The sequence below is a fragment of the Nocardia sp. NPDC005998 genome, from assembly GCF_040614395.1.
Taxonomy (GTDB): Bacteria; Actinomycetota; Actinomycetes; order Mycobacteriales; family Mycobacteriaceae; genus Nocardia.
Genome location: NZ_JBEXUI010000064.1, coordinates 1 through 24,888 on the forward strand (window position 1 = coordinate 1; position 24,888 = coordinate 24,888).

Sequence of the window (24,888 nt, forward strand, 5' to 3'; positions counted from 1 at the left end):
CGCAGGGCGGTGGGGGAGAAGCCGGCGAATACCACCGAATGGGTGAGGCCCAGTCGCGCACAGGCCAGCATCGATACGATCGCCTCGGGGACCATCGGCATATAGATGGCGACCCGGTCGCCCGGCTCGAGTCCGAGTTCGGTGAGGTAGTTGGCGGCCCGGGACACCTCGGCCAGCAGTTCGGCGTAGGTGATATCGCGGGAATCGCCCGGTTCGCCCTCCCAGTGGATGGCGACCTGGTCGCCGTGCCCGTCGAGTACATGGCGGTCCACGCAGTTGTAGGCGACATTGAGTTTGCCGTCGACGAACCACTTCGCGACGGGCGCGTCACTCCAATCCAGGACCTGGGTCCATGGCTGATCCCAGTGCAACCGCGCGGCCTGTTCGGCCCAGAACGCGTCGCGATCCGCCGCGGCCCGCTCGTAGATCGACGCGTCGGCGTTCGCGGCTGCGGCGAACTCCTCGCTCGGCGGGTACGACTCCCGGTAGTCGGCGGTGGTATCGGTCATCTTGTCTCTTCCTTCACGTAGCCCGTGGTGCTGGCAGTCGCGGTCGAATTCGACAGTAACCAACTGTGACCCACACCGCGTCCGGTGTGTCCAACGGGTTTCCATCCCGTCACGACAGCGGGTATCCTGCGCGATCCGCTGACAAACCGCCCCCCCGGTCGCTATCGTCATAGACCAACCAGCTCCGGACACCGGAAGCCCCAACGGAGGCATACTTCCGGCGGATGTCCGTTCTCACATGAATCTTTAGCGTGTTTCGCCGATGTTGCCGGATTGGTAACAAGTGGAACGAACCTTGCTCAATCCGGTGACAAGTCTGCTTCGAATGGCTAACGTCCCAGGCATTCCAAGGCGGATCGAGTCCCGCATGCGTGGTCGCGGATCCCCCTTTGCCTGTCTCGAAATCGGGAGAACGCGTTGAGATTCAACAGAGCTACAGCGTTGACCGCGGCGGTACTGCTGGCCACAAGCCTGGGACTGTCCGCATGCTCGTCCAGCGATAGTGCCGATGCCGACATCGTCACGACGAACGCCGGTGAGCCGCAGAACCCATTGGTGCCGACCAATACCAATGAGAATATGGGCGGCCGGGTGGTGGACCGGCTGTTCGCGGGTCTGAAGTACTACGACGGCAAGGGTGTCGCGCACGACGAGATGGCCGAGTCGATCAAGTCTCCCGACCGCAAGACCTACACCATCACCATCAAGCCGGACTGGAAGTTCACCGACGGCAGCACGGTGACGGCGAAGTCGTTCGTCGACGCCTGGAACTACGGCGCCCTGGGCACCAATGCCCAGTTGCAGAGCTACGTGTTCAGCCCGATCGTCGGATTCGACGAGGTATCCGCGGAAAAGCCAACGGCACAGACGATGTCGGGGCTGAAGGTGGTCGACGACCGGACCTTCACCGTCCAGCTGAAGACGCCGTCCATCGATTTCGAGACCGAGCTCGGCTTCGCACCGTTCTATCCGCTGCCCGAGGCCGCGTTCAAGGATATGAAGGCCTTCGGTGAGAACCCGATCGGCAACGGCCCCTATAAGTTCCAGACCTGGGAACACAACGTCAAGATCGAGCTGGTGCCCAACCCGGACTACAAGGGCGGCCGCCCGCCCAAGAACAAGGGCCTGCGCTTCGTCATGTACCAGTCGTTCGACACCGCGTACTCGGATCTGCAGGCAGGCAATCTCGATACCCTGGACACGATTCCGGACAGCGCGCTGACCTCCTTCAAGAAGGACCTCGGCGATCGCGCGATCCTCGAGCCGACCGCGCAGAACCAGCACATCGGCGTCCAGGCCAATGTTCCGCATTTCGGTGGTGAGGAGGGTCTGCTTCGCCGCAGGGCCATCTCCATGGCGATCAACCGGCAGCAGATCTGCGACACCATCTTCAACGGCACCAAGATCCCGGCCCGTGACTTCACCTCGGCTCCGCTGCCCGGATTCGACGGGAACCTGCCCGGCTCGGAGATGTTGAAGTACAACCCCGAAGAGGCCAAGAAGCTCTGGGCACAGGCCAATGCCATTTCGCCGTGGTCGGGGCGCTACGAGATCGCCTACAACTCCGACGGCGGCCACCAGGGGTGGGTCGAGGCCGTGGCCAACAGCGTCAAGAACACCCTCGGTATCGACGCCGTCGCCACGCCGTACCCGACCTTCAAGAACATCCGAGATCTGGTGAACCAGAAGACGATCGGCAAGTCCTTCCGCTACGGCTGGCAGGGCGACTACCCGACGATGCTGCAGTTCCTCACCTCGCAGTACTACAGCTACTCCGAGACCAATAACGTCGACTACAAGAGCCCCGAATTCGACCACCTGCTCGATGCCGCGCTCGCCGCGCCGACACTGCCGGAGTCGTACAAGATCGTGGCGCAGGCGCAGGCGTTGCTGATCAAGGATATGGCCGATATCCCGGTGCTGGACTACCTCGCCGCAGCGGGACGTTCGGACAAGGTCAAGAAGGCCGATCTGGCCTGGAACGGTCTGTTCGACTTCGAGAACATCGAGAAGTAGCCGCTCGGCGCCGACCGTGCCGCCATGACTCGACGGCACGGTCGGCGCCGCTTACCCAGGAGACGAAATGGCCTGGTATGTCTTGCGGCGTCTGCTCCAAATGATCCCCGTCTTCCTCGGGGCGACGCTGCTCATCTATGCACTGGTCTTCCTAGTGCCGGGCGATCCGATCCACGCGCTGGCTGGCGACAAGCCGATGACGCCCGCCGTGGAAGCCCAGCTCCGCGCGCGCTATCACCTGGATCGCCCGTTCTTCGTGCAGTATCTGCTGTATCTGAAGGGCATCTTCACCCTCGATTTCGGTACCGCCTTCTCCGGCCGTCCGGTGCGCGACGAGCTCGCGCGGGCGTTTCCGATCACCATCAAACTGGCGTTCATGGCGGTGCTCATCGAGGGCGTCTTCGGCGTCATCTTCGGGCTGATCGCAGGTCTGCGCAAGGGCAAACTGTTCGATTCGACGCTGCTGGTGGTCAGCCTGATCATCATCGCGGTGCCGATCTTCGTAATCGGCTTTCTGGCCCAGTTCGTGCTCGGCGTGAAATGGGGCATCGCACCGGTGACCGTCACCGGTAAGGCGAGCTTCTCCGAACTGCTCGTACCCGCGTTCGTACTCGGGTCCCTGTCGTTCGCCTATGTGCTGCGTCTGACCCGAAACTCGGTGGCGGAGAACATGTCCGCCGACTACGTGCGCACCGCGACCGCGAAGGGGCTGAGTCGGCCCCGGGTGGTCACGGTGCACATTCTGCGCAACTCGATGATCCCGGTGATCACCTTCCTCGGCGCCGATCTCGGTGCTTTGATCGGCGGTGCGGTCGTCACCGAGGGCATCTTCAATATTCCGGGTGTCGGCGGAACGCTGTACCAGGCGATCACCCGCGGTGAACCGCCGACCGTGGTCTCGTTCGTGACCGTGCTGATCGTGATCTTCCTGATCTCGAATCTGCTCATCGATTTGCTCTACGCCGCGCTCGACCCGAGGATCCGATATGCCTGATCTCGATAAGAAGGTTCCGGACAGGCAACCGCATTTCGTGGCTCCGCCCGACGAAGTGGAGGTGCTCGCCACCGATCAGGTCGTCGATACCGGGTCACCGACCAGCATCTGGCAGGATGCGTGGCGCCAGCTGCGTCGCAATCCGATCTTCATCGTCGCCGCGGTGCTGATCGTCTTCATCGCCGTCGTCGTGCTCTGGCCCGGCCTGTTCTCCGATCAGGATCCGCGCTACTGCAACGGCGATTTCAGCATGGATCCCCGCGGGCCCGGCCATCCCTTCGGATTCGATAAGCAGGGCTGTGATGTCTACACCCGAACCGTTTACGGCGCACGGGCTTCCGTGATGGCGGGTTTGGGCGCGACGACGGTGTTCCTGGTCGTCGGCGGCACGCTCGGGGCGCTCGCGGGCTTCTATGGCGGGTTGCTGGATTCGGTGGTCTCCCGCATCGCGGAGATCTTCTACGCGATTCCGCTCATGCTGGCCGCGATCGTCATCATGCAGCTGCTCGACGCGCGCACGATCTGGACCGTCATCCTGATTCTGGCGGCCTTCACCTGGCCCCAGGCCGCGCGCATCGCGCGCAGTGCGGTGATCGAGGCCAAGAACAGCGAATATGTCACGGCGGCAAAGGCATTGGGGGTCTCCCGAATACGGACGCTGCTGCGCCATGTGCTGCCGAATGCGGCCGGACCACTGATCGTGGTCACCACGATCTGGCTCGGCGCGTTCATCGTCACCGAGGCGACGCTGTCCTATCTCGGCGTCGGTTTGCCGCGCACGATCGTGTCCTGGGGTTCCGATATCAATACCAACCAGCACGAGCTGCGCGGCGGATCGCCGATTTTGTTCTATCCCGCAACGGCTTTGGCGCTCACCGTGCTGAGCTTCATTCTGCTCGGCGACGCGCTGCGGGACGCACTCGATCCGAAGGCGAGGAAGAGGTGACCGCGTCGATGTCCGAGCGACCATTGCTCGAGATCGAGGATCTCAACGTTTGTTTCTCCTCCGAGGGCAAGAAGATTCCGGCGGTGCGCGATGTCAGTCTGTCGGTGTATCCCGGCCAGACCGTCGCGATCGTCGGCGAATCCGGATCCGGGAAGTCCACCACCGCGCACAGCATCATCGACCTGTTGCCCGGCACCGGGAAGGTCACTTCCGGATCCATCGTGTTCGACGGCAAGGATCTGGCCAAGGCGTCGAAGCGCGATGTCGTCGCGGTCCGCGGTAGCGGTATCGGGTTGGTTCCGCAGGATCCGATGTCGAATCTGAATCCGGTGTGGAAGATCGGGTTCCAGATCCGCGAGACCCTGGAGGCCAATGGCATTGCCAAGGGCAAGGCGGCCAAGCAGCGCGCCATCGAACTGCTCGAGGAAGCCGGTATGTCGGATGCGGCGCGCCGGGTCAACCAGTATCCGCACGAATTCTCCGGCGGTATGCGCCAGCGCGCACTCATCGCCATCGGACTCGCCTGCCGTCCCAAACTGCTGATCGCCGACGAGCCGACCTCGGCCCTCGACGTCACGGTGCAGCGGCAGATCCTCGACCATCTCGACGGACTCACCAGCGAACTCGGCACCGCCGTACTGCTCATCACCCACGACCTCGGCCTGGCCGCCGAGCGCGCCGAACATCTGGTGGTGATGTATCGCGGCAAGGTGGTGGAATCCGGTCCGGCACTGCAGATTCTGCGTGAACCGCAGCATCTGTACACCAAGAAGCTGGTGAATTCGGCCCCCTCGCTGGCTTCGCAACGGCTGTCCTCGGTGCGCGAGCGCATCGAGGTGCGCAAACAGGCCGTCCAGGTCGCCGAGGAGGTCGCGGCGGCCGATACCGAACTCGCGGTGGTCTCCGATGACGTGGTGATCGCGCAGAATCTGACCAAGGCGTTCAAGATTCGGGGCAGTACGCCGTGGAAGTCGACCGATTTCATCGCGGTCGACGATGTGTCGTTCCGCTTGAAGCGCGGCACGACCACGGCCATTGTCGGCGAGTCCGGTTCGGGCAAATCCACGGTGGCGCAGATGGTGCTGGGTCTGCTCGAACCGACGTCGGGTTCGGTGACCTTCGACGGACGTGAAGTGGCGAAGCTGGATCGTAAGGGTGCGTTCGCTTTTCGCCGCCGGGTGCAGCCGATCTTCCAGGACCCCTACGGTTCGCTGGATCCGATGTACTCGATCTACCGGACCATCGAGGAGCCGCTGCGCACGCACAAGATCGGCACCGCCAAACAACGCGAGGCAACGGTGCGCGACCTGCTGGACAAGGTGTCATTGCCGTCCTCGGTGATGCGTCGCTACCCCAATGAACTCTCCGGTGGCCAGCGCCAGCGCGTCGCGGTGGCCCGTGCGCTCGCGCTCTCGCCGGAGGTGGTGGTGTGCGATGAGGCGGTCTCCGCTCTCGACGTACTCGTCCAGGCCCAGATCCTCAAGCTGCTCAACGATTTACAGGCCGAATTGGGTTTGTCCTACCTGTTCATCACCCACGACCTGGCCGTCGTCCGGCAGATCGCCGACGATGTCCTCGTCATGCAATCCGGCAAGATCGTCGAAGCGGCCACTACCAATGAGGTTTTCGACAACCCGCGAGAGGAGTACACCCGTCGCTTGCTCGATGCGATCCCCGGACGGGATCTGCTGGCGGGCTGACCTGCAGTCTGTGCGGCTTACCTCTTGGGTTGGCCGCACAGAGCGAGTCTGGAGCGCACGCGAGGCGTCGGTTTCCGTGCGCTACCCAGTCATCTCGGAGTGAGTCTTACGAGCGAGGAGTTCGCGGCCCGTCTCGCGTCCGCGCGAAAGCGCGGGTATTGGATTCAGCCGAGTCGTCCAAGCGCATGCGACGCAGTCGCGAGTCTCGACGGCGACTGCTTGCAGATCGCTGAAAGGGGCAGCCGCGAGGCACCAGGTCACCGCGCCCGCGCGGCCGAAAACAGAGCCCGCGAACACGTCGCGTCCTAGCGGCTGCAAAATGACACGGTGACCGATCCGCTACAGCCTCTTGTCGATCTGCCCGGTGTGCGCGAAGCCGCTGATAAAGCGCGCGACGCGCTCGCCGCCGTGCACCGGCACAAGGCGAACCGCCGGGGCTGGCCGACCACGGCGGCCGAGGCGGCGGTGCGCGCGGCCAGGTCATCGGCCGCGATCGAGGGCGCGAGCACCGAACTGCCCGCCGACGGCCGGGTCGAGGATCCGATTCTGGCCGGATCACTGCGGGTCGGGCAGGCCCTCGACGGTGACGCGCTGCGCAACCTGATCGGCATTTGGCAGCGCGCGCCGCTGCAGGCACTGGCCCGGCTGCACCTGCTGGCCGCGGCCGATCTGGTGACCGACGAGTCGCTGCTCGGGCGGCCGCGCGGTGACGACGGCGTGGCCGAACGGCTCGACCTGCTGGCCCAGACAGTTCTCGGCTCGACGGCTCCTGCACCGGTCATCGCGGCGGTCGTGCACGGGGAGCTGCTGGCATTGCGGCCGTTCGGTACCGCCGACGGCATCGTCGCGCGGGCAGCCTCCCGACTGGTCGCGGCGTCCAGTGGGCTGGATCCGCACAGCCTCGGTGTGCCGGAAGTGTTTTGGTTGCGCCGGCGCCAGCAGTACCTGGATGCGGCGGCCGGATTCGGGTCGGGTGCCGCGGACGCGGTGGGCGGCTGGGTGATCCTGTGCTGCGGTGCCTTCGAGGATGGTGCGCGGGAGGCCGCGTCGATCGCCGAAGCGGCGTCGGGCTAGCACCGATAAGGGGGCCGTACACATCAAAGCGGGCGGCGTTGTCGTTGACGACCTCACCGCCCGCTAGCACGGACTCCGGGTTACCAAGCGTGCTAGGTGGGTTGTGTTCTGCGGCCTCGGCGATAATCCGTACTCCGCCGGTTCATCCCCGCAACCTGTGCGAGGCCCTCGCCGACGATAATCCGTATCTCGCAGGCCCACAACGCTTCTGCCCTTGTCGCGGCGCGCTCCGCGTGGGTGCCTGGTGCCCGTGCTGGGAAGGGTGGGTTGGGAAGCTGAACCTTCTCTTCTGGCTCCGCTCAGGCCTTCCGTCCTTCCGTAGTTACATTTCTACACCTGTGACAGCCTTCACATCAAGGGCTGCGAAAACATTCAATAATCGGCGTGTTTACCGGTGTTTCGTGGTTAAATGCCTGGTCGCAGCGCCCTCTTTGTTATGCCGGCAAACGCTTCCGCAAGCCATCCGCTTCGCCCCCGAACAGCCCTTCCGCAGGACCGCGTCGGGGCAGCTATGGCTCAGCGGCGGCGGCGCAGCAGCCGGTAACTGATCGCCCCGGCGAGCGCCGCGCTCAACCCGACCGCCGCCGTCGCGGCAAGGGTGGTCGACGAAGGGCTCTGGAAACGCGCCCACAGCGATACCGGGTTGGAGAAGGTGAGGATCGGCCATCCCTTGGCCACCGCCTCGCGGCGCAGATTGCGATCCGGATTCACTGCGGTCGGATGCCCCACCGCGCTCAGCATCGGCACGTCGGTCACCGAATCGGAGTACGCATAACACCGCGTCAGGTCGTAACCCTCACTGGCGGCAAGCTTTTCGATCGCGGTCACCTTACCCGCACCGTAGCAATAGAATTCGACCTCGCCGGTGTAGCGACCGTCCTGGACCACCATCCGAGTGGCGGCGGTGTGCGAGGCCCCGAGCGCCTCGGCGATCGGGGCTACGATCTCCTCGCCCGAGGCCGAAACGATCACCACATCATGGCCGCGGATCTTGTGGTCGGCAATGAGATCGGCTGCCTCGGCGTAGATCAGCGGGTCGACGAGATCGTGAAGTGTCTCGGCCACAATGGATTTCACCTGCTCGACGTCCCAGCCCGCGACCATATTGGTCAGGTTGGCGCGCATCCGCTCCATTTGATCGTGGTCGGCGCCCGACAGCATGAACAGGAAGTGCGCATAACTGCTCTCCAGCACTGCGCGCCGGTTCAGCAGGCCCTGTGCATAGAAGGGCTTACTGAATACATATGTGCTCGACTTCGCGATCACCGTCTTGTCGAGATCGAAGAAGGCGGCGACGCGCTGGCCCCCGGCCATGGGTCGCGTCGTTGCCATCACGTCCCGTGCCGTCTGGTCCGCGAGCTCTGTCTGGTCGCCATCGGCCGTCACCCGTTCAGAATATGCATGTGCCCCTGACGGTGCCGACCGGACCGTGCGCGGAGTTGGTCGGGCGAGTTTGCCCCGGAGACGCCGGGCCGGTGGCGGCCATAAGTTCTCCGGCGACAGACTTGCGTTGTGGCCCGTGCTTGGGTGTAGTATTGCTGGCACCTGGACATAGTCCAGGCGCGTTCAGCCCGACCCCCCGGGGCTGAACCCGACGGCCCCAGCCTCCTCCCCCCCCGGCTGGGGCCGTCCTCTATTTCCGACCAGGTTTCCCCGGGTTTCGGCGTTCCGGATTTATCCACACCCCCCGAGTTATCCACATTCGGCATATTGGATCTTCTGCTGCGGTTCGTAATCGAGCACGCTGACCTGCATGAATCTCGAAGCCGCCCCGGCACTCACACCGCCGCCAGCGCTCGTGCTCATCCAGGACATTCGGCTGCGTGACGAGGTGCGCCGGGTCGCGGCGGCCGCCGAGCGTGCTCTCGATGAGCGCGGGCTGCCCGTCGGCCGACATGCCTGGGTCGCCGCGCCGCTGGTGATTCTCGACACAAACGCAGCCCAGAGCTGCGCAGAGGCCGGATATCTCCGGCGTATCGGCATCGTCCTGGTGACCGACGGGGAACCGGGATTGACCGATTGGCAGGCCGCCGCCGCGGTCGGAGCCGAGCGTGTCATCGCGCTGCCGGGTGCGGCGGTCGGGCTTATCGAGAAGTTTGCTGAGCACGGTGAAAACCGCATGGGCGACGGTGTGGTGGTCGCGATCGCGGGCGCGAGCGGTGGTGCGGGCGCCTCCACATTGGCCGCTGCGACCGGGCTGCGATCCGCCGCCGAGCGGTTCCGCCGCGACACCGTCCTGATCGACGGCGCACCCCTCGGCGGCGGCCTCGACCTGCTGCTCGGCGTCGAAACAGAGGCCGGACTGCGCTGGCCGGATCTGGTGATCGAGGACGGTCGGGTCTCCGCCGCGGCGCTGCACAGCGCACTGCCCGCGGCGGCGCCGGGACTGGCGGTACTGTCCTGCGGCCGAGCAGGTGCCGGACGCTTGCCCGTCGACATAGGCCCCGCCGCGATCCGCGCCGTCATCGAAGCAGGCCGTGCCGCAGGCGATTTGGTGATATGCGACATATCCGGCGAACGCGGCCCACACGCCGACCAGATACTCGACGCGGCCGACCTGGTGGTGTTGGTCGTGCCCGCCCGCCTGCGCGCCGTGGCCGCCGCCGAGTCGGTCGCCGCCCATGTCAACCGACGAAATCCGAACCAGGGCTTGATCGTTCGTGGTCCAGCCCCCGGCGGCCTTCGTGGCACCGAGGTCGCCGAGGTCCTCGACCTTCCCCTACTCGCCGCCGTCCGAGCCCAACCCGGCCTCGCTCCCCGCCTCGAACGCGGCGGCCTAACCCTCCGCCGCGGCCCCCTCCGCGACGCCGCAGATGCCGTCCTCACCGTCCTCAGCGCCCCAGCTGGACAGGGATCGCGATGAGCGGCTTCGCGAAATCCGAGACCCTGCCCCGAGTCCGCACTGCCGGTGCGGCGGCGCTCGCGATCCCGGGGTGCCATGACACGGCGATTGAGTCAATGAAATACCAACTGTCGCAGCGTTATCGGTATGTGGTGCGAGCTGCCCGGTCGGTGCTCGGCGCGAGGAGATCTGCGGCCCTGCAAGGGCGGGCGAGATTCCGGGCATCGGGGCCGGTCCCTGATGTGGGTGCTGGCGCTTCGGAGGGGATGAGTGCATTGGTGGCGTCCGAACTACCGCATCAGGATTCGGTGTGCGCCCGGCCGGTGCAGCGATCTGCGGCGCTGAAGGCGCACGCGACCTGTCGGAGTGCCGGGCAGGCCCTCGATTCGGGTGCTGGTGCCTCGGTGGGAAGGGGTTGGGGATGAGTGCGTTGGTGACGTCGGAGCTGTTGGATCGGGTGCGCGAGCGGCTGGCGGCGGCTTCGGGGGATCCGGATCCGGCGCAGGTGGCGGCGGCCATTCGGGCCGAGGCCGGTGGTGTGCTCGGTGATACGGATCTGCTGCGGGCGTTGCGGTTGTTGCAGACCGAGATGACCGGGGCAGGGCTCTTGGAGCCGCTGCTGCAGGATCCGCGGGTCACCGATGTGCTGGTGACTGCGCCGGATGCGGTGTGGATCGATCGCGGTCGGGGGCTGGAGCGGACTTCCGTCGCTTTCCCGGATGAGGCGGCGGTGCGCCGATTGGCGCAGCGGCTGGCGCTGTCGGCCGGGCGGCGGCTCGACGATGCGCAGCCATGGGTGGATGGCAGATTGTCGGGAAGGGAAGCGGCGCTGGGGGATTCGTTCGGCGTGCGGCTGCATGCGGTATTGGCGCCGGTAGCGCACGGCGGCACCTGCCTGTCACTGCGAGTGCTGCGCCCGGCAACGCAGGGGCTGGACGCACTGGCGGCAGCCGGTGCGATATCCGCCGACGCGAAACTCTTGCTGGAGCGGATCATTCGGGCCAGACTGGCCTTCCTGGTGGTGGGCGGGACCGGTGCGGGAAAGACCACGCTGCTATCCGGACTGCTGGCCAAAGTCGCCGCGGACGAACGCATCGTCTGCGTCGAGGACGCGGCCGAACTGGCACCGCCTCACCCTCACGTCGTGCGCCTGGTCGCGCGCACCGCGAATGTAGAGGGTGTCGGCGCGGTGACGGTACGCGACCTGGTCCGCCAGGCATTGCGAATGCGCCCCGACCGAATCGTCGTCGGCGAAGTCCGCGGCGCGGAGGTGGTCGACCTACTGACCGCACTGAACACCGGCCACGACGGCGGCGCGGGCACCGTGCACGCGAACTCGCCCCGCGAGGTACCTGCCCGTCTGGAAGCCCTTGCGGCACTGGGTGGTATGGACCGAAAAGCCCTGCACAGCCAACTCGCCGCAGCCGTCCAAGTGGTGCTGCACGTCCACCGTCGAGCCGACGGATCCCGTGGCCTCTGCGAAATCGGCATCGTTGACCGCACCCCCCAAGGCCACGTCCGCATAACCGCCGCTTGGCGCGCAGACCAAGCCCCCACCCCGGCCGCCCCTGAACTGACCCGCCTACTCAACGAACGGCTCGTCCGATGATCGGGGCGCTGATATGTCTGGCAGTGGCGCTGCGCTCGGCGCTTTCAGAGCAGAGGACGCCAGCCCCGGGCCGGCGACCGGGGTGGTCGGCGACCGGAGCGGTCGTGCGCTCATCAGGCGCGGTTCCGACGGCGCTGGATCCCGGTCCAATTGCGGCACCGGTCGTCGCGGCATACGTGGCTTCGGTAGCAACGCGGCCAGGTGTGCTCGGCGAACGGCTCGTTCGATGATCGGGGCGTTGGTATGCCTGGCAGTGGCGGTGCTGATAGCGCCGGTGTCGAGGTCGCGACGTCGGTTCACCGGTATGTTCGTCGCAGCTGGGGTGCATCGAAAGATGCAGCGTGGCAGTGTGTTTCGAGCAGCGTTCGCGGTCGGGATGGTCGCCGCGCTTGCTATTGGCGTCGCTCCGCTGCTGGCGGCGGTGTTGGTTGGGGGAACTGTTGGTATTCGGGTTCGACGGGGGAGTCGGGACCGGCGGCGCGGTGTGGAGTGCGCCCGCCTGCTCGATGCGCTCGAGGCGGTCATCGGTGAACTGCGGGTCGGTGCCCATCCGAGTGCTGCGGCGGAGGTTGCCGCACAGGAGTCGCGTGGCGAGGCCGCACGTGTCTTCGCGGTCTGCGCGGCCCGTAGCCGACTAGGCGGCTCCGGCGCAGATGGTCTGCGGCATACCGATTCCATCGTCGACGCCGAACTCGGGCGGATCGCCGACGCATGGCAGGTCGCCGAAAACCACGGCCTTGCCCTCGCAGAGCTACTTTCCGCCGCGCGCACGGACGTATCGGGCCGCATCCGGTTTCGCGCGCGCACCACAGCCGCCCTGGCGGGTGCTCGGGCCACCGCCGCGGTCCTGGCGGGTCTGCCACTGCTGGGTATCGGCCTCGGCCAACTGATGGGCGCCGCCCCACTGCACGTGCTGTTGAGCCCCGGCGCCGGAACAGCACTGCTGCCGCTGGGTGCGGCACTCGCATGCATCGGCTTGCTCTGGACCGACGCGATCACGCGAAAGGTCCTCCTATGAAACGCATCTGGTCGGCGATATCGGTTGTGCACATTCGAAGGGGGGGTTCGGGATGATTGGAATTGCCAGTGGGCCAGTGGTTCTGCTCGCTGCGGCGTTGGTGGTGCTGCCGGGGCGGGTCGCGGTGAGTCGACGGCTGCGGGGACTGCGAGAAGGCGGCTCGCAGTCGATTACCGCAATATCAGGCCGCGGGATCAGCGTAGATCCACTCGCCGCTGCGTCGGTTTTCGACCTATTGGCCGCATGCCTGCGCGCCGGGTTGCCGATGGCGGCCGCGGCGCGCGCAGTGGCACCCGGTGCGCCCGCATCGCTCGGAGCCGCATTGCGCCGGGCCGCGGATCTACTGACGCTCGGCGCGGACGCGACGATGGCATGGGACCAAGTCGCACGGGACGGCGCGAACCAGCCGGGTGCCGAGGAGGTCGACGCATTGGCGCGCATGGCGCGGCGCTCGGCACGATCGGGCGCCTCGCTCGCCGCCGCCGTCGGCGAACTGGCCGAACAGCGCCGCAACGGCGTCGAGGACGCGGCCGCCGCGCGAGCCGAACGCGCCGGAGTCCTGATCGGCGGCCCGCTCGGCCTCTGCTTCCTCCCCGCCTTCATCTGCCTCGGCATCGTCCCCGTAGTAGTCGGCCTCGCGGCCCGGGTGCTCGGAGGTGGACTGCTGTGAAAACCACACGACCGGAAAGAGCATGTCGGCACGGAGCCGCCGTGTCGACTGGAAAGAGAGGGGAAATCGGTGCGAATCGGGAAGGTACGGGAACGGGTGGTGCAGATGCTCGGAGCTGTCGGCGTCGAGGTGCGGGCGCGGCTGTTGCGAGCGGTGGTCGCCGAGGACGGGATGAGTACGGCGGAGTATGCGATCGGGACCATTGCGGCGGCCGCGTTCGGGGCCGTGCTGTATGGGGTGGTGACCGGGGACAGCATTGTGAACGCCCTGACGAAGATCATCGACAAGGCGCTCAACACTGCGGTGTAGCCGATGATGATCGTCGATTAAACTATTGCGGTACAACGCATCTCGGTGACGATCGGGGTGCGGTGACGGTTGAGGCGGCGATCGCGCTCACCGCCATCGTGGTCGCGGTGGTGCTGTGCGTCGGAGCCTTGCTCGCGGCGTCGACGCAAGTGCGCTGTGTCGACGCCGCTCGCGAAGCGGCCCGGCTGGCCGCCCGCGGTGATCAGGCGAATGCGGTGTCGGTGGCGCGGCGGGTTGCTCCGCCCGCCGCCGACATCTCGCTGCGCAGTGAGGGCGATCGGGTGGTCGCGACGGTCTCCGGCCGCTCACCCCTGCTGCCACTGCTGATGCTGCGTGCCGAGGCCGTGGCCAGCCGTGAGCCGGGAGCCGAGCCGTGACCGACCGCGGCCCGGCAGCCGAAGCCAGTACCCCCGCGGACCCGGCGCAGATGAAGGACTTGGAGGTGCCGCGCCACATCGGCGCGGTGGTAAGGGAGTGCAGTGATCGAGCGGTAGACGCGGCGTCGTCGTACAACGCGCGACGTCGGCGGGTCGACCACCGCCACCGTATGTTCGATGCTCGGTCGGAACGTCGGCGTTTCGCGATCGCGGATGACGGTGTTGCGACGGTGTTCGCGTGCCTGGTGCTCGCGGCGCTGATCGGCGTGACGTTATTGATCGCTCAGGTCGGGGTGGTGATCGTCGGGCGGCATCGGGCACAGGCTGCCGCGGATTTGTCGGCTCTGTCGGCGGCGGGGGAACTGGAGCGTGGGGCAGATGCCGGATGCGCTGCGGCGAGTGAGATCGCATCGCGGATGGGAGTGCGGATTCTGCAGTGCGCGGTAGTGCAGTGGGATGCGACTGTCACCGTTGAAGGGAATGTACCAATAGGTCTGTTCGGAAAGCGGACTGTTCGCGCGGTTGCTCGCGCGGGGCCGGTCGAAGTTGGAGTGTGACCGATACATACAGATGTCCAACAGCGGTACGCCGCATCGCTGGAATTCGGTAATTGAGATGGTCGAATAATTGCGGTATTGCATCAATTTACTGAGTAGCCGCAGAACGCAAACTGTGTATCCGCACGTCGGATGCTAATGCCCGTGGCAATAACCCAGTTAACATGAATATATTCCTCTTTAATCGGCGGGTCGGCACGCCTGGGTCTGCCGGGCGCGGCAGGCCGGTCTATGTCGATCGTCCCTGGTGATCATCCGGCCAACTGGACGAGTGATCACACTCGGAGGTCGGCGCTGTCACGAATCGAATGCGAGGCCTTCCGCACGCCGATCAGCCACCTGTTCCGGCCGCCAACTCGCCCAGAATGGCGGCAAGCAGGCGGGCCGCGCCCGCCTTGTCCAGCGGATGGTTGCCATTGCCGCATTTGGGCGACTGCACGCAGGACGGGCAGCCCACCGCACAGGTGCAGCTCTCGATCACCGCGAGCGTCGCCGACAACCAGCGCCACAGCTGCGCGAAGCCACGTTCGGCGAAGCCCGCACCACCTGGCTGCCCGTCATAGACGAACACCGTCGGCAGGCCCGTATCCGGATGCTCGGCGGTGGAGACACCGCCGATATCCCATCGGTCACACGTCGCGACCAGCGGCAATAGGCCGATAGCGGCATGTTCGGCGGCGTGTAGTGCGCCGGGCACCCGCGGCATATCCAGGTCTGCCGCGGCCAGCAGTTCCGGCGTCACGGTGTACAGCACCGCGCGGGTTGGCAGCGTCTGCGTGGGCAGATCCAGCTCCACCAGGTCCAACACCTCGCCCGTGCGCAGCGTGCGCAGATAACCGATCACCTGGCTGGTGACCCGCACCTGCGCCAATGCCGTGGTCACCCGGCCGTGGATGCGCTGTTCGGTCACTTTGTCGACGGTGATCGAAGTGACCTGCCTGGCACTGGTCGTCCAGCCGGGATCGGTGCCGTGCACAAACGCGACCCCGCCCTCGAAATCCAGCTCATCGACCACGTAGACCTCGCCTTGATGCAGGTGAACCGCACCTTCGTGCAGCGTCGCCCGCGCTCGTCCGGCGTCGGCGGTGCCGAGCAGTCTGCCGGTCTCGCCATCCACGATGGCGATAGGGGTGCCGATGCCCCCGCGCACGTCAACGGCGTCGTGGGGATGCGTTTCGGCCGTCGCGAACCAGCGTGCGCTACCGTCCCTCGCAACCCCCGTTCGGCGTCGAATCAGTCCTTGACCTGCGAGATCGTTCAGCACCTCGCGCGCACCGAGCGCGTCGACCTCACCGTCGGTGAGCGGCAGTTCCAGCGCGGCGCACAGCAACTGCGGACCCAATACATAGGGATTGTGCGGATCGGTGATGGTGGCCTCGACCGGCTTGTCCAGCAGCGCCTCCGGATGGTGGACCAGGAAGGTATCCAGCGGATCGTCCCTGGCCACCAGCAGTACCAGCGATCCCTGCGTGCGCCGCCCCGCCCGCCCGGCCTGCTGCCAGAACGAGGCGACCGTGCCGGGAAAACCCGAGATCACGACGGCATCCAGCCCCGCGATATCGACCCCGAGCTCCAGCGCGTTGGTGGTCGCCGCCCCGAGCAGCGATCCATCGGAGAGCGCGGCCTCCAGTTCGCGCCGATCCTCGGCGAGATAGCCCGCCCGATAGGCGGCGACCCGCTCGCTCAGCGCCGGATCCACCTCGGCGAGCAGCCGTCGGGCCTCGATCGCGGTCAATTCCGCGGCCCGCCGCGACCTGACGAAGACGAGCGTGCGCGCGCCCTCGACCATTAGATCGGCCATGATCCTGGCCGCTTCCGAGGTTGCCGATCTCCGCACCGGCGCACCGTTTTCGCCGGTCAGCGTGGTTAATAGCGGCGGTTCCCACAGTGCGATGGTGCGCGCGCCCCGCGGTGATCCGTCCTCGGTGACCGCGACACAGGGGGCGCCGATCAGCCGGGATGCCGCGGCCGCTGGCTCGGCCGTCGTCGCCGAGCACAGTATGAATACCGGATCCGCGCCGTAATGGGCCGCGATGCGTCGCAGCCTGCGCAGCACCAGCGCCACATGCGAGCCGAATACACCGCGGTAGGCGTGGCATTCGTCCACTACTACATAGCGCAGCCTGCGCAGCACCCTGGCCCAACGCTGATGCGAGCGCAGCATGCCGACGTGCAGCATGTCCGGATTGGTGAGGATCATCCTGGCATTCGCGCGCACCCACTGCCGGACCTCGGCCTGGGTATCGCCGTCGTAGGTGGCCGGATGGACGTCGCGCAGCGGGCCCTCGTGGGTCAATTCCGCTATTGCCCGCAGCTGATCGGCGCCCAATGCCTTGGTCGGCGCCAGATAAAGGGCAGTGGCGAGCGGATCTTTCCGCAGTGCGGTGAGCACCGGCAGCTGGTAGCCGAGCGACTTCCCGGATGCTGTGCCGGTGCTGACGACGACGTGCCGACCGCTGGCGGCGAGGTCGGCGGTTCTGATCTGATGCGTCCACGGCGCCTCGACCCCGGTGGCGCGCAGCGCGGCGACCACATCGGGCGCTGCCCAATCGGGCCAGGTAGTGGCGGCCGCAGGGCGTGCAGATAGCTCGACGACGTGGGTGAGGCGGGGGTCATCGTCGGGCCCCCCATTCAGGACACGATTCAGCAACGATCCCCCGTAACTCGAGCCGTTGCTGGGGCGTATCCGAGTTACCGGCTCGGTCGGATTCACGATGCGGACTCCGCGACACGCTGGGAAAGTGTGAAACGTGTGCGCTTGGGAAGTCCCACCTGCCTTTTCGATACCAAATAGCGACCTGGGTCACAGGCTGATTGCCATACGTCGACTCGGTTATCTGAAGGCAAACGAACCTCAAGTCTGGATTCCGGCATTGTGTCCCTCACCTGCGCATTCGCAAGATCAACTTTTTTGCAAATTGTCGGTAACTCGACTGTTGAATTGCTCGAAGACATGGTTCACTAGTTCCTGGTCGCAAGCTTCTGTGTTCGAGGGACGGATCCAAAGTCCAAACCGTCAGCAGGATCGATGTTGCGGCCGGTGTGCTTGGTGCTTTCCTGCAGGGGGAACCAACAGTACAGCGGTCGGAACGGACCCGGTGGATGAACCTACTTGTCCGCCGTTCCGGTAAGAAAAGAGAAGGAACAGAATGGCACAGGGAACTGTGAAGTGGTTCAACGCGGAGAAGGGGTTCGGCTTCATCGCGCCCGAGGACGGCTCCGCTGACGTCTTCGTCCACTACTCCGAGATCCAAGGGTCGGGCTTCCGTACCCTCGAGGAGAACCAGAAGGTCGAGTTCGAGGTTGGCCAGGGCACCAAGGGCCCGCAGGCCACCGGGGTTCGCGCGCTCAGCTGAGCGACGCAACGATTCGCTCGTCCCTCACCGCCGGTAACCGGAGGTGAGGGACGAGCCATATCTGGGGTAAGACACAAATATGACGGGTACCTGCGGGTGCCCCCGCATTGTGATGGGCACTGCATACTGATCAACAGCGACGCAGGTACGCTCTATGGTTCGAGTCGCAAGCGCTCGGCCACACGTCGCGTCAAGGTATAAACGTGTCTGGTGGCAACGTCCTCCCCGTCGCCGCCGCTTGCCCCAGCCGCGCACAGCGTGAAAGAGCGCCGCGCGGGTCGATTAGGAAAGGTGTATTCGCCGGTGGCAACACGAGACCGCGGTGCAGCCGACCAGGGCCGTCCCCTGCGTCGTCTCGTGATCGTCGAGTCCCCGACCAAGGCCCGCAAAATCGCGCCCTATCTCGGCCGCAATTACATGGTCGAGGCCTCGGTCGGTCATATCCGGGACCTGCCGCGCGGTGCGGCGGATGTTCCCGCCAAGTACAAGGGGCAGTCCTGGGCGCGCCTCGGCGTCGACGTCGACAACGACTTCGAGCCGATCTATGTGGTGAGCCCGGATAAGAAGGCCAAGGTCTCCGAGCTCAAGAGTCTGCTGCAGGATGCCGACGAGCTCTATCTCGCCACCGACCCCGACCGTGAGGGCGAGGCCATCGCATGGCACCTGTTGGAGACGTTGAAGCCCAAGGTGCCGGTGCGACGCATGGTGTTCCACGAGATCACCGAGCCCGCCATCCTGGCCGCCGCGGCCGACACCCGCGATCTCGATAACGATCTGGTCGACGCGCAGGAGACCCGGCGCATCCTGGACCGGTTGTACGGCTACGAGGTCAGCCCCGTGCTGTGGAAGAAGGTCATGCCGCGGTTGTCGGCCGGCCGGGTGCAGTCGGTCGCGACCAGGGTGATCGTGCAGCGTGAGCGTGAGCGGATGGCGTTCCGCTCGGCCGAGTACTGGGATATTGCGGCGAAGCTGGACGCAGGCGGCGAGAACGGCGACGCCACCAATCCGCGGACCTTCGGGGCGCGTCTGGTCACCGTCGATGGGACCAGGGTCGCCACCGGGCGGGACTTCGGTCCGGACGGTCAGCTCAAGGGCAATGGGGTTGTCGTACTCGACGAGCCGTACGCCCGGCGGCTCGCCGAGGCGCTGGAGGGCGCCGATCTGGTGGTCTCCTCCGCCGAGGCCAAACCGTATTCGCGCAAGCCGTACGCGCCGTTCATGACCTCGACACTGCAGCAGGAGGCGGGCCGCAAACTGCGGTTCAACGCCGAGCGCACCATGCGGGTCGCGCAGCGGCTGTACGAAAACGGCTATATCACCTACATGCGTACCGACTCGACCACGCTGTCGGAGTCGGCGATCGCCGCGGCCAGATCGCAGGCGACCCAGCTGTACGGCGCGGAGTACGTGCATCCGACGCCGCGTCAGTACACCCGCAAGGTGAAGAACGCGCAGGAGGCGCACGAGGCGATCCGTCCGGCGGGCGATACCTTCGCGACCCCGGGCCAACTGCACGCGCGGCTGGACAATGACGAGTTCCGGCTCTACGAGCTGATCTGGCAGCGCACCGTCGCCTCGCAGATGGCCGATGCCAGGGGCACCACGCTGACGCTGCGGATCACCGGTATCGCGGGCACCGGTGAGGAATGCGTCTTCTCCGCCTCCGGCCGGACCATCACCTTCCCGGGCTTCCTGAAGGCCTATGTCGAAAGTGTGGACGAGGAGGCGGGCGGTCAGTCCGATGACGCCGAATCCCGGCTGCCCGCACTCGACGAGGGTGAGCGCGTTACCGCGGTCGAGCTGAATCCCGACGGGCACACTACGAATCCGCCCGCGCGGTACACCGAAGCCTCGTTGATCAAGACGCTCGAAGACCTCGGCATCGGTCGACCCTCGACGTATTCGTCGATCATCAAGACGATTCTGGACCGCGGATATGTGTACAAGCGCGGCAGTGCGCTGGTGCCGTCCTGGGTCGCGTTCGCGGTAGTCGGTCTGCTGGAGGCCTATTTCGGGCGACTGGTCGACTTCGACTTCACCGCCGCGATGGAGGACGATCTCGATGCCATCGCCGGTGGGCGCGAGCAGCGCGGAAATTGGTTGTCCAGCTTCTATTTCGGCGGCGATCACGGTGTCGAGGGGTCGGTCGCGCGCTCCGGCGGTCTGAAGAAGATGGTCGGTGAGCGGCTCGACGATATCGATGCCCGCGAGGTCAATTCGATCAAGCTGTTCGTCGATGACGCGGGTCGCGACGTCGTGGTCCGGGTCGGCCGCTTCGGGCCGTATCTGGAGCGGATGGTCGCCAATCCCGATGACCCGGAAGGGGATTCGATCTCGCAGCGGGCGAATCTGCCCGATGATCTGCCGCCGGACGAGCTGACCGCCGAGGTCGCCGAGAGGCTCTTCTCGACGCCGCAGGAGGGGCGTGCGCTGGGTGTGGATCCAGCGACCGGACACGAAATCGTCGCCAAGGAAGGACGTTTCGGGCCGTACGTCACCGAGATCCTGCCCGAGCCTGCGGACGAGGACGGACCGACGCCAGCCAAGAAGACCGCGAAAAAGGCTGCGGCGCCGAAGCCGAGGACCGGATCGCTGTTCAAAGATATGGATCTGGCCACGATTACGCTCGACGATGCGCTGAAGCTGTTGTCATTGCCGCGCGTTGTCGGCACCGATCCGACCAGCGGTGAGGAGATCACCGCGCAGAATGGGCGTTACGGACCGTATCTGAAGAAGGGCACGGATTCTCGTTCACTGCTCAATGAGGATCAGATCTTCACCGTGACGCTCGACGAGGCATTGAAGATCTATGCCGAGCCCAAGCGACGCGGACGGCAGGCGGCCAGCACCGCGGCGCTGCGCGAGCTCGGCAACGACGCGGCCACCGGCAAGCCGATGGTGATCAAGGATGGCCGTTTCGGTCCGTACGTCACCGACGGTGAGACCAATGCCAGCCTGCGCAAGGGCGATGAGGTCGACTCGATCACCGACGAGCGGGCCTCGGAACTGCTCGCCGACCGGCGCGCGCGTGGTCCGGTGAAGAAGACGGCCAAGAAGGCGGCGGCGAAGAAGACGCCAGCCAAGAAGGCCACGGCCGCGAAGAAGACCGCGACCAAGGCCACGGCGGCCAAGAAGACCGCGGCTAAGAAGGCGGCCGCGAAGAAGTCCTGACGGCTGTGCCGATCGGTCGAATCGATCGATCGGCGTGGTACGCCCTGCGGTCGGACCATCGAGAGCCGGGCGCTGGCCGAAGATGCCGTAGCCTCGCCCCATATCGACGAACGATCGTGAAGGGGACTGTCCATGGCCATCGACCAGGAACGCGAGAATCTCATCGCCATGCTCGCCAGTCAGCGCGAGCTGTTCCGGATCACCCTGCGCGGCATCGACGACGCACAGGCGCGGCAACGCACGACGGTCAGCGAACTAACGCTCGGTGGGCTGCTGCATCACCTCGTCAGCTGCGAAAGCCACTGGACGACGGTCATTATCGAGCGCGACGAAACGGCCGAACTCGACGTTTCGAAATTCGATGGCGAGTACGTGCTCGGACCCGATGAAACGGTGGCCGGGCTGCTGGCAGCCTGGGACGAGGTCGCGGCGGCGACCGAGAAGCTGATCCGCACCGAACCCGACCTGAACACGTCCATTCCCACACCGACCACGCCGTGGACACCCGAACGCGAATGGTGGACAGTGCGTTTCACCGTGCTGCACGTCCTGCGCGAAATCGCCCACCACAGCGGTCACGCCGACATCATTCGCGAAGCGCTCGACGGCGCGAACACCACTCATCAGCGAGTGTGAGTCGAAAATCTCTGCGGGCCTGCGAGATTCGGCATGAACCGGCATCATGGAGCCATGAGCGTGACCGGTCGTGAGTGGGTTTACATCGCGGGCTATGAGTACCTTGCGGACAGTCCGCGTCCGATGGCGGCTGTGCGCGCTTGACTGCGCGAGCGCGGTATCGACTGGATGCCGTTCACCGTTGACGAAGTCTGCTGGACTCGGGGCTGTGGACCAGGTCCGGAGGGCCGTTGGCATAGCCGGTTCGATATCCGGGTCGCCGGGGAGGCGCTGCGTAGGCTCGGGCTGCATCCCGATCAGCCGACCTCGTGGATAATCGGGCCGTCGCCGCCCGGATGGTGGCATGCGGCTGCCGAGCGGCGGTTCAGCACGGTCGTGGTGCTCGGGCGGGACCCTGTCGGTGGGGGCGGTTAGGGTGTACCGCGTGGCGGGTGTCTTCGATCGACTGGTCGGCCAGGATACGGTCGAGTCCGAGTTGACGGCTGCCTCGATTGCCGCGCGCGGGGGTGCGGGCAATGGGGCGATGACGCATTCGTGGCTGTTCACCGGGCCGCCGGGATCGGGGAGATCGGTTGCGGCACTGTGCTTTGCGGCCGCGCTGCAGTGCACCGACGAGGGGACGCCGGGGTGCGGGCGATGCCATGCGTGTACGACCACGATGGCCGGAACGCATGGTGATGTGCGGCGGGTGATTCCGGAGGGGCTGAGCATCAGCACCAAGGAGATGCGCGAGATCGTGCAGATCGCCGCGCGACGGCCGAGTACCGGCCGGTGGCAGGTGGTGCTGATCGAGGACGCCGATCGGTTGACCGAGGCGGCGGGCAATGTGCTGTTGAAGGTGGTCGAGGAGCCGCCGGAGCGGACGGTGTTCCTGCTGTGCGCGCCATCGGTGGATCCGGAGGACATCTCCGTGACGCTGCGTTCGCGCTGTCGGCATGTGCATCTGGTGACGCCTTCGGTGCCCGCCATCGCACAGGTGCTGCGTGAGCGCGACAAGCTCGACGAGCAGACGGCCAATTGGGCGGCATCGGTGAGCGGCGGCCATGTCGGGCGGGCCCGGCGGCTGGCCACCGACGAAGAGGCCCGATCGCGCCGTCAGCGTGCGCTGGCGCTGGTCGGCGCGGTTTCGCGGCCTGGTGCCGCCTATGCGGCCGCGGACGAATTGGTGAAGTCGGCCGACGACGAGGCGAAGCAGATGAGTGCGGCCCGCGACGAACGCGAGCGGGAAGAGCTGGCGACCGCACTCGGCGCTGGCGGTACCGGCAAGGGTGCCGCGGGTGCGACCCGGGGCTCGGCCGGTGTGCTGAAGGATTTGGAGCGCAGGCAGAAGTCCCGCGCCACCCGCACCGGTCGCGATGCCCTCGACCGCGCCCTCATCGACGTCGCGGGCGTCTATCGCGATGCCCTCGCCGTCCGCTTCGGCGCGGCCCGCAATGGTTCCGGCGTCGCCCTCACCCACCCCGATCTGTCCGACCAGATCCACGACCTCGCCGACCGCGTCCGCCCCGAAGGCCTGCTCCGCTCCCTCGATGCCGTCCTCGCCTGCCGCGAAGCCCTCGATCTCAACGTGAAACCCCGCTTCGCTCTTGCCGCCATGGTCGCGACCCTCATCGCCGCCCAATCCGCGTGACCGCTACCACCCGTTTCAACGCCAGTGCAGGTCTCCGATCAACGCCGTCTCTGCACCGCCGTCGGCGAAGATGACCTGACCGGTCACGAAACGGTTGTCCGCACCGGCGAGCCAGCAGATGAGTTCGCCGACCCACTCCGGTCGCCCTGGAAAGCCACCGAACGGTTGCGGCGCTGCGGTTTCAATGGCGGTGCGGGTCTCTTCGCTCGCGAGGATCCAGGCGGCCGCGGGTGTGTCGACGACGCCGGGTGCGACAGCGTTGAGGGCGATGCCGGATCCCGCCCACAGGGGTGTCGGGGCAACCCTGCGTACCCAGCGATTGAGCGCGCGTTTGGCAATGCCGTAGGCACCGGTAGCGCCACCGATATCTGGGTCCGCATCGACGTAGGCGACGGCGGCGGCTTCGTCACCGTCGAGACATGCTTGCACCACGCGCTCGTCCGCGGGTGCCAGCGACGAGGTGGAGGACACGGCCACGGCTCGGGGCGCCGCGCTCTGCGCCAGCAGCGGTCGTAGCCCTTCGAGCGTCGAGACGGCGCCGAAGTAATTCGTCTCGAGGAGACCGGTTTTGCCGCCCCCTGCGATGGCGAGCACTGCGTCGATGGGCCCACGCTGGGCCACCTGGTCGACCAGCGACTGTCGCCCCTCGGGCGTAGCCAAGTCAGCCTCGATATCGGCGTCGCTGAGGTCGCAACCGATGACCTTGGCGCCGCGCGCGCGCAGCATCGTCGCGGTCGCAGCGCCGATGCCCGATGCGGAGCCGGTCACGACGTACGTACGCCCGGCAACCTCTCTATACGTCATTGTGCTGTTCCTTCAGTTTGCAGGCCGACGACTGCCGGGGCTGTTCACTCGTACTGCGGTCGAAGAGTTCGACCAGTTCATTTCCACAGAGATCGGGGTCGAGTCCAGCGGAAAGGAGCGGGACCACACTGTCGATGGAGGCTCGTAGCGCCGCTGCCATGACCTGGGGGTCGAAAGGGCGGAAGGCTCCGGTGCGCTGGCCCTCCGCGAATAGACGGGCCAGCCGGTTCAGCGATTCGATGTGGTGCCGCTCCCAGACGCCGTGACCGCCGTTGAGAAGGATCTGTTGGAGCGCCCGCACCTGCGGCAGGTGACCGGCGATGAACGCCACGTTCGCCCGGATGGCGGTGGCGAGCAGTTCTCGGGCACCGGTCGCGGCCTCGAGGGCGGGTCGCATGTGAGCTTCGGCGTCGGCGACGATCTGATCGGCAACGGACGCGAACAGCTCGTCCTTACTGGAGAAGTGATAGGTGATCAGCCGCTTGCTACTGAGCCCGGCCCTGCTGCAGATGGCCTCGAAGGTGGTGGCCTGATAGCCGAGCTCGCCGAGCAGGGCGATCGCGGTATGGGTGATCTGTTGTCTGCGGGCCGCCGTCGCTGCGAGACGGGTGGTCATGACCGCTGCGCCTACTTGCCGACCCCGGCGCAGGTGAGGGTCCGATCTCCCGGT

The 24,888-nt window shown here is 66.2% G+C and carries 21 protein-coding genes; 16 read left to right on the plus strand and 5 right to left on the minus strand.

The features are described from left to right. Positions 1 to 509: acetyl-coenzyme A synthetase N-terminal domain-containing protein (locus tag ABZ293_RS40180; protein ID WP_355189594.1), on the minus strand; the 509-nt coding region annotated here is incomplete at its 3' end. Positions 510 to 926: 417 nt separating this feature from the next. On the opposite strand from ABZ293_RS40180, the gene ABZ293_RS40185 reads away from it, so the two are divergent. The 5 genes from ABZ293_RS40185 (at position 927) to ABZ293_RS40205 (ending at position 7,239) form a co-directional block, all read left to right on the plus strand. Next, on the plus strand, positions 927 to 2,525 hold the full coding sequence (locus ABZ293_RS40185; RefSeq protein WP_355189595.1) for an ABC transporter substrate-binding protein: 1,599 nt from the start codon (positions 927 to 929) through the stop codon (positions 2,523 to 2,525). Positions 2,526 to 2,592: 67 nt separating this feature from the next. Continuing rightward, the gene (locus ABZ293_RS40190; RefSeq protein WP_355189596.1) at positions 2,593 to 3,519 is read left to right on the plus strand and encodes an ABC transporter permease; all 927 of its coding nucleotides are present in this window, start codon (positions 2,593 to 2,595) and stop codon (positions 3,517 to 3,519) included. Then, positions 3,512 to 4,465, plus strand: a complete 954-nt coding sequence (locus ABZ293_RS40195; RefSeq protein WP_355189597.1) for an ABC transporter permease — start codon at positions 3,512 to 3,514, stop codon at positions 4,463 to 4,465. Before ABZ293_RS40190 ends, ABZ293_RS40195 begins: the two co-directional genes overlap by 8 nt. An 8-nt stretch (positions 4,466 to 4,473) precedes the next feature. Beyond that, positions 4,474 to 6,165: an ABC transporter ATP-binding protein gene (locus ABZ293_RS40200; protein WP_354958850.1), complete on the plus strand. Its 1,692-nt coding sequence runs from the start codon at positions 4,474 to 4,476 to the stop codon at positions 6,163 to 6,165. Between the two features lie 327 nt (positions 6,166 to 6,492). Continuing rightward, a complete protein-coding gene (locus ABZ293_RS40205) occupies positions 6,493 to 7,239 on the plus strand; it encodes an oxidoreductase (RefSeq protein WP_355189598.1) in 747 nt (248 codons plus the stop codon). Between the two features lie 516 nt (positions 7,240 to 7,755). Here the strand turns inward: ABZ293_RS40205 and ABZ293_RS40210 are convergent. Then, positions 7,756 to 8,571, minus strand: a complete 816-nt coding sequence (locus tag ABZ293_RS40210) for an HAD-IB family hydrolase (protein WP_355189614.1) — start codon at positions 8,569 to 8,571, stop codon at positions 7,756 to 7,758. Positions 8,572 to 8,992: 421 nt separating this feature from the next. On the opposite strand from ABZ293_RS40210, the gene ssd reads away from it, so the two are divergent. The 7 genes from ssd (at position 8,993) to ABZ293_RS40245 (ending at position 14,621) form a co-directional block, all read left to right on the plus strand. After that, entirely contained in the window at positions 8,993 to 10,102 is a 1,110-nt protein-coding gene (ssd, locus tag ABZ293_RS40215; protein WP_355189599.1) for a septum site-determining protein Ssd, read from the plus strand. 400 nt (positions 10,103 to 10,502) lie between these two features. Continuing rightward, positions 10,503 to 11,690, plus strand: a complete 1,188-nt coding sequence (locus ABZ293_RS40220) for a TadA family conjugal transfer-associated ATPase (protein ID WP_355189600.1) — start codon at positions 10,503 to 10,505, stop codon at positions 11,688 to 11,690. A gap of 226 nt (positions 11,691 to 11,916) precedes the next feature. Then, a complete protein-coding gene (locus ABZ293_RS40225) occupies positions 11,917 to 12,708 on the plus strand; it encodes a type II secretion system F family protein (protein WP_355189601.1) in 792 nt (263 codons plus the stop codon). A 52-nt stretch (positions 12,709 to 12,760) separates the two neighbouring features. Beyond that, on the plus strand, positions 12,761 to 13,378 hold the full coding sequence (locus ABZ293_RS40230) for a type II secretion system F family protein (protein WP_355189602.1): 618 nt from the start codon (positions 12,761 to 12,763) through the stop codon (positions 13,376 to 13,378). 105 nt (positions 13,379 to 13,483) lie between these two features. After that, positions 13,484 to 13,687 carry a DUF4244 domain-containing protein gene (locus ABZ293_RS40235; protein WP_355189615.1) on the plus strand — a complete coding sequence of 68 codons (204 nt, stop codon included), beginning with the start codon at positions 13,484 to 13,486 and terminating at the stop codon, positions 13,685 to 13,687. A 62-nt stretch (positions 13,688 to 13,749) separates the two neighbouring features. Further along, on the plus strand, positions 13,750 to 14,064 hold the full coding sequence (locus ABZ293_RS40240; RefSeq protein WP_355189603.1) for a TadE family type IV pilus minor pilin: 315 nt from the start codon (positions 13,750 to 13,752) through the stop codon (positions 14,062 to 14,064). After that, entirely contained in the window at positions 14,061 to 14,621 is a 561-nt protein-coding gene (locus ABZ293_RS40245; RefSeq protein WP_355189604.1) for an Rv3654c family TadE-like protein, read from the plus strand. The genes ABZ293_RS40240 and ABZ293_RS40245 overlap by 4 nt, the downstream gene beginning before the upstream one ends. Positions 14,622 to 14,952: 331 nt before the next feature. On the opposite strand, the gene ABZ293_RS40250 is transcribed toward ABZ293_RS40245, so the two are convergent. Beyond that, positions 14,953 to 17,271: a DEAD/DEAH box helicase gene (locus ABZ293_RS40250; RefSeq protein WP_355189605.1), complete on the minus strand. Its 2,319-nt coding sequence runs from the start codon at positions 17,269 to 17,271 to the stop codon at positions 14,953 to 14,955. A gap of 499 nt (positions 17,272 to 17,770) precedes the next feature. On the opposite strand from ABZ293_RS40250, the gene ABZ293_RS40255 reads away from it, so the two are divergent. The 4 genes from ABZ293_RS40255 to ABZ293_RS40270 all read left to right on the plus strand — a co-directional run bounded on the left by ABZ293_RS40255 (position 17,771) and on the right by ABZ293_RS40270 (position 23,414). Next, positions 17,771 to 17,977, plus strand: a complete 207-nt coding sequence (locus ABZ293_RS40255) for a cold-shock protein (RefSeq protein ID WP_011206895.1) — start codon at positions 17,771 to 17,773, stop codon at positions 17,975 to 17,977. A gap of 357 nt (positions 17,978 to 18,334) precedes the next feature. After that, entirely contained in the window at positions 18,335 to 21,148 is a 2,814-nt protein-coding gene (gene topA, locus ABZ293_RS40260) for a type I DNA topoisomerase (protein WP_355189616.1), read from the plus strand. Between the two features lie 132 nt (positions 21,149 to 21,280). Then, positions 21,281 to 21,784, plus strand: coding sequence for a DUF664 domain-containing protein (locus tag ABZ293_RS40265; protein ID WP_354958854.1), 504 nt, complete (start codon positions 21,281 to 21,283; stop codon positions 21,782 to 21,784). 424 nt (positions 21,785 to 22,208) lie between these two features. Further along, positions 22,209 to 23,414 carry a DNA polymerase III subunit delta' gene (locus ABZ293_RS40270; protein ID WP_355189606.1) on the plus strand — a complete coding sequence of 402 codons (1,206 nt, stop codon included), beginning with the start codon at positions 22,209 to 22,211 and terminating at the stop codon, positions 23,412 to 23,414. A gap of 15 nt (positions 23,415 to 23,429) precedes the next feature. Here the strand turns inward: ABZ293_RS40270 and ABZ293_RS40275 are convergent, their stop codons facing one another. Beyond that, positions 23,430 to 24,218 (minus strand): SDR family oxidoreductase, encoded by a 789-nt coding sequence (locus tag ABZ293_RS40275; RefSeq protein ID WP_355189607.1) that lies wholly within the window; start codon positions 24,216 to 24,218, stop codon positions 23,430 to 23,432. After that, positions 24,208 to 24,834, minus strand: coding sequence for a TetR/AcrR family transcriptional regulator (locus tag ABZ293_RS40280; RefSeq protein WP_355189608.1), 627 nt, complete (start codon positions 24,832 to 24,834; stop codon positions 24,208 to 24,210). The genes ABZ293_RS40275 and ABZ293_RS40280 overlap by 11 nt, the downstream gene beginning before the upstream one ends. Positions 24,835 to 24,888: the final 54 nt, after the last annotated feature.

What these genes read in the sequence shown, in the direction of transcription:
- ABZ293_RS40190 (WP_355189596.1), top strand. Translation starts at nt 2,593, where the DNA reads ATGGCCTGGTATGTCTTGCGGCGTCTGCTCCAAATGATCCCCGTCTTC.
- ABZ293_RS40195 (WP_355189597.1), top strand. Translation starts at nt 3,512, where the DNA reads ATGCCTGATCTCGATAAGAAGGTTCCGGACAGGCAACCGCATTTCGTG.
- ABZ293_RS40200 (WP_354958850.1), top strand. Translation starts at nt 4,474, where the DNA reads ATGTCCGAGCGACCATTGCTCGAGATCGAGGATCTCAACGTTTGTTTC.
- ABZ293_RS40210 (WP_355189614.1), bottom strand. Translation starts at nt 8,571, where the DNA reads ATGGCAACGACGCGACCCATGGCCGGGGGCCAGCGCGTCGCCGCCTTC.
- ssd (WP_355189599.1), top strand. Translation starts at nt 8,993, where the DNA reads ATGAATCTCGAAGCCGCCCCGGCACTCACACCGCCGCCAGCGCTCGTG.
- ABZ293_RS40220 (WP_355189600.1), top strand. Translation starts at nt 10,503, where the DNA reads ATGAGTGCGTTGGTGACGTCGGAGCTGTTGGATCGGGTGCGCGAGCGG.
- ABZ293_RS40225 (WP_355189601.1), top strand. Translation starts at nt 11,917, where the DNA reads ATGATCGGGGCGTTGGTATGCCTGGCAGTGGCGGTGCTGATAGCGCCG.
- ABZ293_RS40230 (WP_355189602.1), top strand. Translation starts at nt 12,761, where the DNA reads ATGATTGGAATTGCCAGTGGGCCAGTGGTTCTGCTCGCTGCGGCGTTG.
- ABZ293_RS40235 (WP_355189615.1), top strand. Translation starts at nt 13,484, where the DNA reads ATGCTCGGAGCTGTCGGCGTCGAGGTGCGGGCGCGGCTGTTGCGAGCG.
- ABZ293_RS40255 (WP_011206895.1), top strand. Translation starts at nt 17,771, where the DNA reads ATGGCACAGGGAACTGTGAAGTGGTTCAACGCGGAGAAGGGGTTCGGC.
- ABZ293_RS40265 (WP_354958854.1), top strand. Translation starts at nt 21,281, where the DNA reads ATGGCCATCGACCAGGAACGCGAGAATCTCATCGCCATGCTCGCCAGT.
- ABZ293_RS40275 (WP_355189607.1), bottom strand. Translation starts at nt 24,218, where the DNA reads ATGACGTATAGAGAGGTTGCCGGGCGTACGTACGTCGTGACCGGCTCC.
- ABZ293_RS40280 (WP_355189608.1), bottom strand. Translation starts at nt 24,834, where the DNA reads ATGACCACCCGTCTCGCAGCGACGGCGGCCCGCAGACAACAGATCACC.